Below are 12,159 nucleotides of genomic sequence, written 5' to 3' on the forward strand. Positions count from 1 at the left end.
GGGGTCCCCGAGGGCGATATCGGCCCCTCACCCCGCGTACGCGCCGACGTCCTCATCTCGCCCCCCGAACAGTCGCCCGGTCCGTCGCGCGCAGCGCCCGCCGCGCCCGCACATAGCCGACAGGCCCGTACAGCATCCCCCTGCGCTGCAACCTCGACAGCCGTCGCGGCCAGGGATGCGTCCGTACGTCGTGGTCACCCGGCGCTCCGCCCCCCTCCGTCTCGCGTACGGCCGTCAGCGTCCGGGCGTGGGCGAGGCCGCGGGGCAGCCGCGCGAGGAACGCCGGCAGCAGCGCGGGGCGGTTCACCAGCACCGCGGTCAGATACGCGGTGAGCCCGGCGCCGTAGCCGTACGCCTGGGTCTCCAGGTCCTGCCAGGTCTCCCGGTGGTGGTGCCACACCAGCGCGGACGGTGTGTAGCGCAGCCGGTGGCCCTGGGCCAGGACACGGACGAAGCCGTAGAGGTCGTCGCCGCCCCGGGCGGCCGTACCGGCACCGGTGGCCGGGTCGAAACCGCCGACGGAACGCAGCACCGCCGTACGGAACGCCATGTTCGCGCCCGAGCCGAACCGCCCGGCCGTGAAGGGGAACAGCGGTTCGTCGCCCGGCGGACGCGCCGGGTCGTACGTCCTTGGAGTGAAGCCCTTCGCGAAGCCGCCGTGGCTCTCCAGCAGCACCTGGGCCGGGGTCGTCAGCCGCGCGGGCAGGATCAGCCCGGTGGCGCAGCCGAGTCCGGCGTCGGCGGCGAAGGGCGCGGTCAGTTCGGTCAGCCAGCGCGGGTCGGCGACCACGTCGTCGTCGGTGAAGGCGACCACCTCGCCCCGTACGGCCGCGAGTCCCGCGTTGTGCGCGACCGCGAGCCCGGGCGCCCTCTCGCACACGTACCGCACACGCTCGGCGTACTTCCGCTCCACCAGCTCCCGCGTCTCGTCCGTGACCGGCGCGTTGTCGACGACGACGATCTCGAACCGCGGATGGTCCTGCGCCAGCAGCGAGTCCAGCGCACGGGCCAGCTGCCCGGCCCGCTCCCGGGTCGCGACGACGACGCTGGTGTACGGAGGCTCACCAAGCTCACTGGGCTCACCCACGTCCGCGCGCGCGGACGGAAGCGGCGCACACTCCGCCCGCGCCAGCGCCTCCAGCACGACCCTCGCGTCCGCGCCCTCCGGCACTCGCCCGAGCAGCGTGCCCACCGGCCGGCCACCCCTGCGGACCAGCACGAACACCTCGCCGTGCGTCAACGGCGGGCTCCCCGGGCCGGGTCTGAGCACCGCCTCGTCACCGTCGAGGTCCAGCTCGGCGACCTGAACCGCCCCGATGTCCAGGAACCGCCGTATCTCCTCCCGGGCACGTGCCGAACGAGCCATGCGCCCCTCACCCCCCACTCGTGTCAGGTACGTACTCGCGTTCAGGTACGGCGCAGCCGGGCCGCGCCCTTCAGGGTCCGCGCGGCCAGCGCCGCGAGCCGCGGCCTGGCGCGGACGAAACTGTGCGCGCGGCGCGCCGGCTCGCGGCTCAGCCAGTGCAGTGCCGCGCCCGCCCCCGGCCGCGTCACCGCACCCTCGTACACGGGCAGTTCGCCCGTCTTCAGCGCGTCCTTGTACTCCGATGCGCCCCGCCCCAGGTCGAGCATGCCGATGCCCTCGGCGGCCGCCGCCTCGGCCATGCGCAGATGCAGCACCAGACCCGGCGAGTACTTCGCGAACTCCAGGTCGTAGGCCGGGAACCAGCAGGCCAGGACGGATGCCGAGCGCAGTCCGAAATGCGCGGCCACGGGCCGCTCACCGGCGTACAGCACGGACAGCGTGCCGCTGCACTCCGGTGCACGGGTCCGGGCCAGCCGTCCCACGAGCCGGGTGATCCACTCCCGTGCGAAGCGGTCCTGCCGGCCCGTCCTGCGGTACTGCGCCGACTTCCACTCCATGAGGGTGCGCAGCGCGGCCGGGTCGCGTTCGTCGAACACGAACCGCGGCTCGCCGACCTGCCGGCCCAGCCTGCGCTCCTTGGCCAGGGTGGTCTTCAGGAACTTCGGCGACTGGGCGCGCAGCACCGACTCGTATGTCTCGTAGCCCTTCTCCACGTCGATGACGTAGGTGGCGTGCTCCTCGGCCGCGTACCGGACGAACAGCCGCTGCTCGGCCTCCAGGTTGTCGAAGGCGAAGCTCGACACCGAGCAGGCCTTGAGGAGCCGGCCCGCCTCCAGGTCCAGTCCCGGCCGCAGGATCGCCCCCTGCGCGTCCGAGACGCCCAGCCCGATCGCCCGGCCCTGGCCCAACGGGCCCCGTTCATGGGGCAGGAAGCCGGCCGGCTCCAGCCCCTCGTACACCACAGCGACCCGGGCCTGCGGCCTCACCAGGCCGACGGCTTCGGTGAACTCCGGTTCCATGAAGGGGTTGCGTGGTGCCTCGGAGGCAGCGCGCAGCGCGCGCCAGCGCTCCCTTTCCCCTTCGCCGAGCTCCCCGGGCCCAGCCACGCGAATGCGCCCACTGCTCAACCCGACCCCCCGATCAAGTCCCCCCTGGACACTTGGAAGGTACCGCCCGAGACGGCCTCGCCGGTAGGTAGCGGACCATGTTGTTGCCAACTGGTACAGAGGCCTTCAACCGGGCAATCGGTGTCCACGGCGCGATGAAACGAAGGGCCGCGCTGTCCGTATTCTCAGATCATGGCCGCACCCATCGCATATTCACTCATCGCCACCGACCTGGACGGAACGCTGCTGCGCGGCGACGACACCCTCTCCGACCGGTCGCTCGCCGTGCTCGCGCGGGTGGCGGAGGCCGGTGCCCAGCACCTCGTGGTGACGGGCCGGCCGGCGCCACGTGTGCGACCGCTCCTCGACGACCTCCGCTGCACGGGGCTCGCGGTGTGCGGGCAGGGCGCGCAGGTGTACGACGCCGGCGCGGACCGGCTGCTGTGGTCCATCACCCTGGACCGGGAACTGGCGGAGACCGCGCTCGGCAAGATCGAGGCCGAGGTGGGGCAGGTGTACGCCGCGGTCGACCAGGACGGGGTCGACGGGCTCACACTCATCGAGCCGGGCTATCTCATGCCGCACCCGACCCTGCCGGCCGTGCGGGTCGACCGGCGCGACGATCTGTGGGGCGAGCCGATCAGCAAGGTGCTGCTGCGCCATCCCTACCTGACGGACGACGAGTTGGCGGCGACGGCCCGTTCGGTGGTCGGCTCCCTGGCGACGGTGACGATGTCGGGGCCCGGCACGGTCGAGCTCCAGCCGTGCGGCGTCACCAAGGCGACGGGCCTGGCGCTGGCCGCCGAGCATCTGGGGCTGCGGCCGGCGGACACCATCGCCTTTGGTGACATGCCCAACGACATCCCGATGTTCGACTGGGCGGCCCACGGCGTCGCGATGGCGAACGCCCATCCCGAACTCAAGGCCGTGGCCGACGAGATCACCCTGTCGAACGAGGACGACGGCATCGCCGTCGTCCTCGAGCGACTGCTGGGCGGGTCGGCTCAGTACGGGCCGTTGACGTTGTCGATCGAGCCGTAGCGGTCGGCCGCGTAGTTGCAGGCCGCCGTGATGTTGGCGACCGGGTCGTACGGATCCCACGACGTGCCGTCCACGTGGTAGGCCTGGAAGGTCGGGTCGATGGTCTGGAGCAGGCCCTTGGACGGGGTGCCCTTGGCCGCGTTGGAGTCCCAGTTGTTGATCGCCTGGGGGTTGCCGGACGACTCGCGCATGATGTTGCGGTGGATGCCGTCGTAGGACCCCGGAATGCCCTTCTGCGCCATGATGTCCAGCGCCTCACGGATCCATCCGTCGAGGTTGTCGGCGTAGGTCTTGGCGGAGGCCGGGGTGGCCTTGGCGACGCCGCCGGCGGGCTTCGCGGCCGGCTCGGCGGACGACTTGGCCGCCTCCTTCGTGGCGGCCGCCTTGGTCGTCGACACCTTCAGCTTCAGGCCCGGGTGGATCAGCTTCGGGTCGTCGCCGACGGCGGAGCGGTTGTCCTTGTAGAGCTTCTTCCAGCCGCCCGAGACGTCGTACTTGTCCGCGATGCGGTAGAGCGTGTCGCCCTTGGTCACGGTGTACGTGAGGGACTTGGCGGGCTTGACCGCCTGGGGCTCCACGGCGTTCGCGTGCGTCGCGCCGAGGAGCGGGAGGGTCAGTGCCGCTCCGCCGGTGCCGGCGATCGCGACACCTCGGGTGAGCGGGTTGGTTCTGGGGCGACGGTGCTTGCCTCGTCCGGCCATGGCGATGTTCCTCTCCGGCGCCTGCGAGGTGAGCTGTCGGGTTCGGGCCGGGAGGTGCCCGGCCGCGTACGGCGGTGTACTGCCGTACGCGGCTTCACCCCGAGCCGTGCCGCTGTGCGGACCGGCGACTTACCTGGGTCCCCCGCTCCTGCCCTGCGTGAGTGAGTCGGTTCGTGTGGGGGTCCGGGCGGCGGCAGGATTCGGCGTCCGCCGGACAGGCCGGGAACGTATGCGAGAGCACATGTCGGGAACAAGCGCCGGAGTCACATATCGCGCGGTTGACCTTGGTCGGGGGTGTTTGGTCCGCTTGATCCTTTGCGGAAGCCAAGGCTCAACTGGCGTTCGGCTGAAGGAGGTACGGGTCGATGCCGGGGTGGCGCGGCAAAGGGGTTAACGTGATTCAACTCACTGATCACAAGCCTGTGGGGCAATTACCGTCAAAGGTAATTTGCTCAGTCGTCATGGCAAATCGTGAATATCTCACTATCGGCTGGTAAGTCGACAAATGTCTGTTCTTATGGCCCGATCAAAAACATAACGGTCGTGATCAGATACCACCCGGCCTGTAACCATGGGCGCTGGCGGTGATCGAAACGTGACCGGATACGCTGACTCGAGTGATGGCAGCGACCTATCGACAATCCGCGTAATCACCGGCAGACACAGCAGACAGGAGACCCCTCGTGACCGACGTCGGGCCGTTCGGGCTGAGCGTGCGGGACCAGGCTCTGGAAGCCGATGTCCAGGCCGGGTTGGCGGCTGTCGAGGAAGGCTTGTTCGAGGCCACCAAGAGTGAGGTGCCCTTCATCACGGAGGCCGCCCAGCACCTGGTGCGGGCCGGCGGCAAGCGGTTCCGTCCGCTGCTCGTGATGCTCTCCGCCCAGTTCGGCGACCCGTACGCGCCCGGGATCGTGCCGTCGGCCGTCGTCGTGGAACTGACCCATCTCGCCACGCTGTACCACGACGACGTGATGGACGAGGCGACGGTGCGCCGCGGGGTCGCGAGCGCGAACGCCCGCTGGGACAACTCCGTCGCGGTCCTCACCGGCGACTTCCTCTTCGCCCGTGCCTCGCACACCCTGGCCGACCTCGGCCCGGAGGCGGTGCGGGTGCAGGCCGAGGCGTTCGAACGGCTGGTGACCGGGCAGATCCTGGAGACGGCCGGACCGCAGGACGGCCGCGACCCCGTCGAGCACTACCTGGACGTGCTGGGCGGCAAGACCGGCTCGCTGGTGGCCGTGTCGTGCCGGTTCGGCGCGATGATGTCCGGCGCCGACGAGACGACCGTGGACGTGCTGACCCAGTACGGCGAGCGGCTCGGCGTCGCCTTCCAGCTCGCGGACGACGTCCTGGACATCGCCTCCGACTCCCACGAGTCCGGCAAGACCCCCGGCACCGATCTGCGCGAGGGCATCCCCACGATGCCGGTGCTGCGGCTGCGCGAGCGGGCGGCCCGGCTCGGCCTCGCGGACGACATCGCCCTGTGCGAGCTGCTGGACTCCGACCTCACCGACGACGAACGGCACGCCGAGGCCCTGCGCCTGCTGCGCGCCCACCCGGCGCTGGAACAGGCCCGGAAGGACACCGTCCGCTACGCCCAGGACGCCCGCTCGGCGCTGGCCCCCCTGCCCGAGTGCGCCGCCAAGACGGCCCTCGTGGAGCTGTGCGACGCCGTGGTGCACCGGGCCGGCTGACCGGCAACCCCTACGGGTCGGGGGAGAAGCCGCCCCTCCGTGTCATACCCCAGCAGTACGTGGAGTTGAGTCCGCGGTCTGACGTATCTGCCCGGCCGATTTGGTCAGATGGAAACCACGGAAAACACCAAACCTCACCTGTTCGGGTGAGAATGGCGGCCAGGGACGAGTGCGTGGACGACACGGACAGCCGCCGCCGACCACGGAGGTAGGGCACACATGGCACCGAACGCATCCGACGACAGCACGACCGCCGGAGAGGTCGACGAGCAGCGTTCCGGACGGCGCAAGGCCGCGCGGTACGTCGTACCGGTCACGGTGATGGGGGTGGCGGCCGCGACGATCGGGCTGGTCCCCGCGCTCGCCGACTCCGGTGACCCCGACCTCCCGAAGATCACGGCACAGCAGCTCATCGAGAAGATCGCCAAGTCGGACGTCCAGCAGCTGTCCGGCACCGTGAAGATCAGCACGGACCTCGGGCTGCCGGACCTCGGCGGTCTGGAGAGCAGCCTGATGTCCGGTGCCGCGAGCCAGGGCGAGGGCGGCTCCTCCGCCGACCCGACCGCCAAGCTCACGGAACTGGCCTCCGGCACGCACACCCTGCGCGTCGCGGCCGACGGCCCGGACAAGCAGAAGCTGTCGCTGCTGGAGAACGCCGCCGAGTACAGCATCGTCCACAACGGCAAGGACGTCTGGGCCTACGACAGCAAGTCCAACGAGGTCCACCACGGCACCGCCTCCGAGAGCGGCAAGGACCAGCAGCCGCCGGCCACGCCCAAGGACTTCGCCGAGGAGGCTCTCAAGGCCGCCGACGACACGACCTCCGTGACCGTGGACGGCACCGCCCAGGTCGCCGGCCGGGACGCCTACAAGCTGCTCATCAAGCCGAAGCAGTCCGGCTCGACGGTCGGCGCGATCACCGTGGCCGTGGACGCGAAGACGGGCACGCCGCTGAAGTTCACGCTGACCCCGGCGAGCGGTGGCTCCGCCGTCGTCGACGCGGGCTTCACCCAGGTCAGCTTCGCCAAGCCCGCCGCCTCGACCTTCGACTTCACCCCGCCGAAGGGTGCGAAGGTCACGGAAGAGAAGGGCTCCGAAAAGGGCTCCGAGAAGAGCTTTGAGAAGGGCTTCGACAAGGGAGAGGCCGGCCGGCACGCCCCGAAGTCCCTCCCGAAGTCCGAGGAGGACCTCGGCAAGGGCCTCGACGGCATGAAGACCATCGGCGAGGGCTGGAACTCCATAGCCACCTTCGACACCGGTGGCGAGGGCGTGCCCTCCGGCGAGGCCGGCGGCGAACTCGGCGGCTTCATGGACTCGCTCGGCGACAAGGTCACCGGCAAGTTCGGCTCGGGCACGGTCTTCTCGACCCGACTGGTCAACGCCCTGATCACGGACGACGGCAAGGTCTACGTCGGCCTGGTCACCAAGGACGCGCTCGTGAAGGCGGCCGACGCCGGCAAGTGAGTCCCGTACCGCCACAGGACGTCGAAAGAACCACCGGCGTCGAAAGAACCACGGGGCGTCGAGAGAACGAGGAAGCCGATGGGCGAACCGTCCGCCACGGAGCCCGAGCGCGTGCCGGAGCCGAGCGGCGCGGATGTCGCGGCCGGGGAACCGGTCATCGCCACCCGGGCGCTCACCAAGCGCTACCGCGGCGGACAGCTCGCCGTCGACGGTCTCGACCTGACCGTCCCGGCGGGCAGCGTGTTCGGCTTCCTCGGCCCCAACGGCTCCGGTAAGACCACCACCATCCGCATGCTGATGGGCCTCATCGAGGCCACCTCCGGCACGGCGCGGGTCCTGGGGCAGCCCATGCCCCGGGCCACCCGCGCCGTGCTGCCGCACGTCGGCGCCCTCATCGAGGGCCCGGCCCTCTACGGCTTCCTCTCCGGCCGCGACAACCTCGTCCGGTACGACTCGGCCGACCCGGCCGCCGATCCCCGCACCCGGCGGGCCCGGGTCGCCGCCGCCCTGGACCGGGTGGGTCTGACGGCCGCCGGGGGCAAGAAGGCCAAGGCGTACTCACTGGGCATGAAACAGCGCCTGGGCCTCGCCGCCGCCCTGCTCCAGCCGCGCCGGCTGCTCGTGCTCGACGAGCCGACCAACGGCCTTGACCCGCAGGGCATGCGCGAGATCCGCACCCTGATCCGGGAGCTGGCCTCGGACGGCACGACCGTCTTCCTCTCCTCCCATCTGCTCGACGAGATCGAGCAGGTCTGCACGCACGCGGCCGTGATGGCCCAGGGCCGTCTGATCACGCAGGGCCCGGTCGCCGAGCTGTCAGCGGGGGCGCGCGGCAGGCTCGTGGTGAGCACGCCGGACCCGGCCGAGGCCGCTCGGGTGCTGAAGGAGCAGGGCGTCGGCGACGTCGTCGTCACCGACGACCGGGTGACCGGCGAACCGCCGGACCGCGACCTCGCCGAGGTGAACGCCGCGCTGGTGACGGCCGGGGTACGGGTACGGGGCTTCACGGTCGAACGGGCCTCGCTGGAGGACGCGTTCGTGGCGCTGACGGGGGAGGGGTTCGATGTCGCAGGCTGACACCGCGAAGGCCGTACGCCCGGTGAGCCCGCTGTGGACCTTCGGACTGCTGCGCAGCGAGCTGACCACGACCTTCCGGCGCTGGCGCACCCTCGCGCTGCTGGCCGTCCTGGCGGGCGTACCCGTCCTGGTCGGCATCGCCGTCAAGATAGAGACGGGTGACGGGTCGTCGCCCGGCGGCGGAGGGGGCGGAGGGCCGGCCTTCATCTCGCAGATCACCAACAACGGCCTGTTCCTCGTCTTCACCGCCCTGGCCGCCACCCTCCCGTTCTTCCTGCCGATGGCGATCGGGGTCGTCGCGGGCGACGCGATCGCCGGCGAGTCGAACGCGGGCACCCTCCGCTATCTGCTGGTCGCCCCGGCGGGCCGCAGCCGGCTGCTGCTCACCAAGTACGCGACCGTCGTCATCTTCTGCCTGGCGGCCACCCTGGTGGTCGCCGTCTCGGCGCTGACGGTCGGCGCGCTGCTGTTCCCGCTGGGTGACCTGACGACCATCTCGGGCACGCAGATCAGCTTCGCCGAGGGCCTGGGCAGAGCCCTGCTGATCGCCCTCGCCGTCGCCGCTTCACTGATCGGCGTCGCGGCGCTCGGCCTGTTCGTCTCGACGCTCACGGGCAGCGGCATCGCGGCGATGGCGACCACCGTCGGCCTGCTGATCACGGTCCAGATCCTCGACCAGATCCCGCAACTGCACGCCCTCCAGCCGTACTTCTTCTCGCACTACTGGCTGTCCTTCGCCGACCTCATGCGCGAGCCGGTCTACTGGGACGACCTGGCGAAGAACCTCGGCCTCCAGGCCCTGTACGCGGCGGTGTTCGGTTCGGCCGCCTGGGCCCGCTTCACGACGAAGGACATCACGGCCTAGGGCTCACTCGCCGTCCGGGTTCACTTCTCGTAGAGGAACCGGGCGGGCGGGGCCTCCTGGGTGAAGAACGTCTTCGCCCGGGTCAGCGCCGCGGTGTCGTTCAGCACGTCACCGGGCTTGCTGCCGTTGCCGAGCAGCACCCCTCCGAAGCGCATCCCCATGTACGCGGCCGAGTTGTGGAGCGTCCCGACGAGCGGGTCGGCGACGACCTCCTCCCGGTGCGCGAGGGCGGTGACGCCCCACAGGGTGCGTCCGGCCAGGGTCGCCTTGAAGTCGAGGCCGGGCGTGCGCAGCCAGCCCGACCAGTAGTCCAGGTAGCGCTTGGTCTGCGCGGAGACCGAGTACCAGTACAGGGGCGAGACGATCACGATGTCCGTCGCCGCGAGCGTGGCGTCGAGCAGCAGGGCGAGGTTGCCCTCGGTCGGGCGGACATGGTCGCTGTCGTGCCGCAGGTCCTCGAAGTCGGGTATCGGGTGCTCGGTGAGGTCGATCCACTGCTGTTCGACGTCCGGGGGCAGTTGTTCGGCGGCCCGGCGGGCCAGCAGCTCGGTGTTGCCCTCGGCGCGGGCGCTGCCCAGGACGAAAAGGAAACGGCGGGTCATGGTGTCCCCCAGAAGAAGGCGTACGGCGATTACACGCGCATGCATCATATGCGTGCGCATTCAAATACGCCAGGGGTGCCCGCCAGGCAGGGACATGTGTCAGACGGGAGTGCCGTCAGCTCCCGATACGCGCCTCCGCCTCCCGCGCCACGGCCAGCAGCAGCGCCTCCCGCCGGTGCGGCGCCACCAGTTGCAGTCCGGCCGGGCAGCCGTCCTCGCCGAAGCCCGCCGGGAGGCTCAGCGCCGGATGTCCGCTGAGGTTGAACGCCCAGGTGAGCGAGGTGGAGTAGCGGTCGCCCGGCCCTTCGTGGCCGTGCGGCGCGGTGGGTGCCGTGGGCGTCAGCAGCAGCTCGGCATCCCCGAACAGCCCGGCCAGCCGCTGGTCGTTCTCCGCCCGGACGCGGTGGGCCCCGGCCAGGTCGGCGCCGGGTGCGCGCAGCGCGAGCCACGCGGGCCCGGGGTCCCTGAGCCGCAGCGGCACCCGGGGTCGTACGAGCCGTACGACACCCGCCGCCACGAGCCGTTCCACCGCTGCCCGGGCGAGTGCGACGGGCTCCGGATCGGGCCCGGCGAAACCGAGATCGGGGGACCAGACGGCGGTGACGGGCAGGGGCGGGCGGACGGACTCCGGCTCGCCCGTCACGACCTGCCACCAGCAGGCCGCGTCCGACGCCGAGCGGGCGAGCACGCCGGGGACGGCAAGTCCCGTGCGGTCGGCGGAGGGCAGCCGCCCGGCCGTGGCCTTCAGGCCGACGACCCCGCACCACGCGGCCGGGATCCGCACCGACCCGGCGCCGTCGCTGCCCGTCGCCAGCGGCACCAGCCCGGCCGCCACCGCCACCGCCGACCCGGCCGAGGAACCGCCCGGCGTACGGTCGGCCCGCCACGGGTTGACCGTCCGGCCGCGCGCACCCAGCCCCCAGGTCTGCCACGGCGTCCCCGGCCCGGGCACGGAGGTGGCCCCTACGACCACACCCCCGGCCGCGAGCAGGGGCCCAGCCGCCCGCAGCCCGTGCCGCCCCTTCACGGCGATGGGCACACCGGCGAGCGGCAGCGCCCCGCCCGCCGCCGCGAAGCCGTTGGCCTCACTCGTATGGGGGACGCCACCGGGTCTGTCGGCATTACTCGTACGAAGGGCGTGCCCGGCGCTGTCGGCCGCGCTCGCGCGAGGGGCATCCCCGGGCCTGTCCGCCGCGCTCGCGTGAGCAGCAGCCCCTTGGGGGTCGGCCGCGCTCGCGCGAGGGACACCCCCTGACCTGTCGGCACCACTCGTGCGAGGGGTGTCTCCGGAGATGCCTGCATCACTCGTGCGAGGGACGCCCCCGGATCCCGCCGCTGCGCTCGTGCGAGGGACATCCACCGCCCCGCCGGAGTTGGCAGCTCCGCTCGAGCCGGGTGCACACCCGGCCCTCCGTTCGAGCAGCGCGTCCACCTCGCCCGCCCGTCGCAGCGCCTCCTCGTGCCACACCTCGACGAACGCGCACAGCTGCGGATCGGCCCGGTCGATCCGTTCCAGCGCCGCCGCGACCACGTCGACCGCGCGCAGCTCCCGGGCCCGTACGCCCGCCGCGATCTCCCCGGCCGACCGGGGGAGGGCCGTCAGCGTGCCGCTCCCGTCAGCCTCGCCAGGGGTGCCGTCTCGCGCGGCGGGTGGCCCAGTTCGCCGAGCCGCCAGGACGGCACCCACGGCACGCGGTACACGTCGATGACCGCCTCGAGGGACTTGACCCGCTGGGCGAGCGGGCGCGGCAGCCGGCCCGGGGCGTCCGCCACGAGGACGACGCCGTCGAGGTCGAGCCCTTGCGGAGCCTGACCGCGCCGGAAGATCTCCACCGCACCGGCGACCGTGTCCAGCCCGGCCGCGTGCGTCCGGGCGACCAGCAGCACCGAGGCCGGGTCGCCCGGCCCGGGCCACGCGCGGCCGCTGTCATGACCGCCGTAGACCGCGGCGAGCGTGGAGACGCCCGCGCCGCCGTGCGTGCCGACCCAGGAGAAGCGCCGCGCCGCGGCATGGGCGTGGGCCGGCTCCGGCGGCCCCGGCTCCGGGGTGGTCACCGGGCCGCGGATCCAGATCTCCGGGCCTTGTCGCACGCCTGTCTGCATGCACCTCTCCTCCCTCGTACTCCCGATCTTCATGCCAACCGGAACAACGCGCGCCGGGGCCTACAGTCCTTGGGACGAGCCTGTGACACCGCGGTGACGTGAGAAACGGGAGCGAGCGGACACACTCGACAGTAGGTGTA

Annotated in this window: 11 protein-coding genes and 1 riboswitch; of the genes, 5 read left to right on the forward strand and 6 right to left on the reverse strand. The window is 71.7% G+C overall.

Features of this window, described 5'->3' with window-relative positions; genetic code table 11:
* Positions 1-52: 52 nt before the first annotated feature.
* Both AC07DF_RS01025 and AC07DF_RS01030 read right to left on the reverse strand, forming a co-directional pair.
* On the reverse strand, positions 53-1,366 hold the full coding sequence (locus AC07DF_RS01025; RefSeq protein WP_478965761.1) for a glycosyltransferase: 1,314 nt from the start codon (positions 1,364-1,366) through the stop codon (positions 53-55).
* A gap of 41 nt (positions 1,367-1,407) precedes the next feature.
* Positions 1,408-2,478, reverse strand: a complete 1,071-nt coding sequence (locus tag AC07DF_RS01030; RefSeq protein WP_478967537.1) for a GNAT family N-acetyltransferase — start codon at positions 2,476-2,478, stop codon at positions 1,408-1,410.
* Between the two features lie 186 nt (positions 2,479-2,664).
* On the opposite strand from AC07DF_RS01030, the gene AC07DF_RS01035 reads away from it, so the two are divergent.
* Positions 2,665-3,513 (forward strand): HAD family hydrolase, encoded by an 849-nt coding sequence (locus AC07DF_RS01035; protein ID WP_478965763.1) that lies wholly within the window; start codon positions 2,665-2,667, stop codon positions 3,511-3,513.
* On the opposite strand, the gene AC07DF_RS01040 is transcribed toward AC07DF_RS01035, so the two are convergent.
* Positions 3,477-4,214: a transglycosylase SLT domain-containing protein gene (locus AC07DF_RS01040; protein ID WP_478965765.1), complete on the reverse strand. Its 738-nt coding sequence runs from the start codon at positions 4,212-4,214 to the stop codon at positions 3,477-3,479. The two genes, AC07DF_RS01035 and AC07DF_RS01040, sit on opposite strands and share 37 nt — an antisense overlap.
* A 3-nt stretch (positions 4,215-4,217) precedes the next feature.
* Positions 4,218-4,388, reverse strand: a riboswitch (cyclic di-AMP (ydaO/yuaA leader).
* Between the two features lie 509 nt (positions 4,389-4,897).
* Between AC07DF_RS01040 and AC07DF_RS01045 the strand changes: the two genes are divergently transcribed.
* The 4 genes from AC07DF_RS01045 (at position 4,898) to AC07DF_RS01060 (ending at position 9,314) form a co-directional block, all read left to right on the forward strand.
* Complete coding sequence (locus tag AC07DF_RS01045) at positions 4,898-5,908, forward strand: polyprenyl synthetase family protein (RefSeq protein WP_478965767.1); 1,011 nt, start codon at positions 4,898-4,900, stop codon at positions 5,906-5,908.
* Between the two features lie 219 nt (positions 5,909-6,127).
* Positions 6,128-7,372 (forward strand): LolA family protein, encoded by a 1,245-nt coding sequence (locus AC07DF_RS01050; RefSeq protein ID WP_478965769.1) that lies wholly within the window; start codon positions 6,128-6,130, stop codon positions 7,370-7,372.
* Positions 7,373-7,450: 78 nt separating this feature from the next.
* Positions 7,451-8,449 (forward strand): ABC transporter ATP-binding protein, encoded by a 999-nt coding sequence (locus AC07DF_RS01055; RefSeq protein WP_478965771.1) that lies wholly within the window; start codon positions 7,451-7,453, stop codon positions 8,447-8,449.
* Positions 8,436-9,314 (forward strand): ABC transporter permease, encoded by an 879-nt coding sequence (locus AC07DF_RS01060; protein WP_478965773.1) that lies wholly within the window; start codon positions 8,436-8,438, stop codon positions 9,312-9,314. Before AC07DF_RS01055 ends, AC07DF_RS01060 begins: the two co-directional genes overlap by 14 nt.
* A gap of 20 nt (positions 9,315-9,334) precedes the next feature.
* Here the strand turns inward: AC07DF_RS01060 and AC07DF_RS01065 are convergent, their stop codons facing one another.
* From AC07DF_RS01065 to AC07DF_RS01075, 3 genes are all read right to left on the reverse strand, one after another.
* The gene (locus AC07DF_RS01065) at positions 9,335-9,916 is read right to left on the reverse strand and encodes a flavodoxin family protein (RefSeq protein WP_478965775.1); all 582 of its coding nucleotides are present in this window, start codon (positions 9,914-9,916) and stop codon (positions 9,335-9,337) included.
* A gap of 115 nt (positions 9,917-10,031) precedes the next feature.
* Positions 10,032-11,210, reverse strand: coding sequence for an amidase family protein (locus AC07DF_RS01070; RefSeq protein WP_478967539.1), 1,179 nt, complete (start codon positions 11,208-11,210; stop codon positions 10,032-10,034).
* 305 nt (positions 11,211-11,515) lie between these two features.
* A complete protein-coding gene (locus tag AC07DF_RS01075) occupies positions 11,516-12,019 on the reverse strand; it encodes a DUF6668 family protein (protein WP_478965777.1) in 504 nt (167 codons plus the stop codon).
* Positions 12,020-12,159 lie beyond the last annotated feature (140 nt).

The sequence above is a fragment of the Streptomyces sp. NPDC044719 genome, assembly GCF_056433405.1.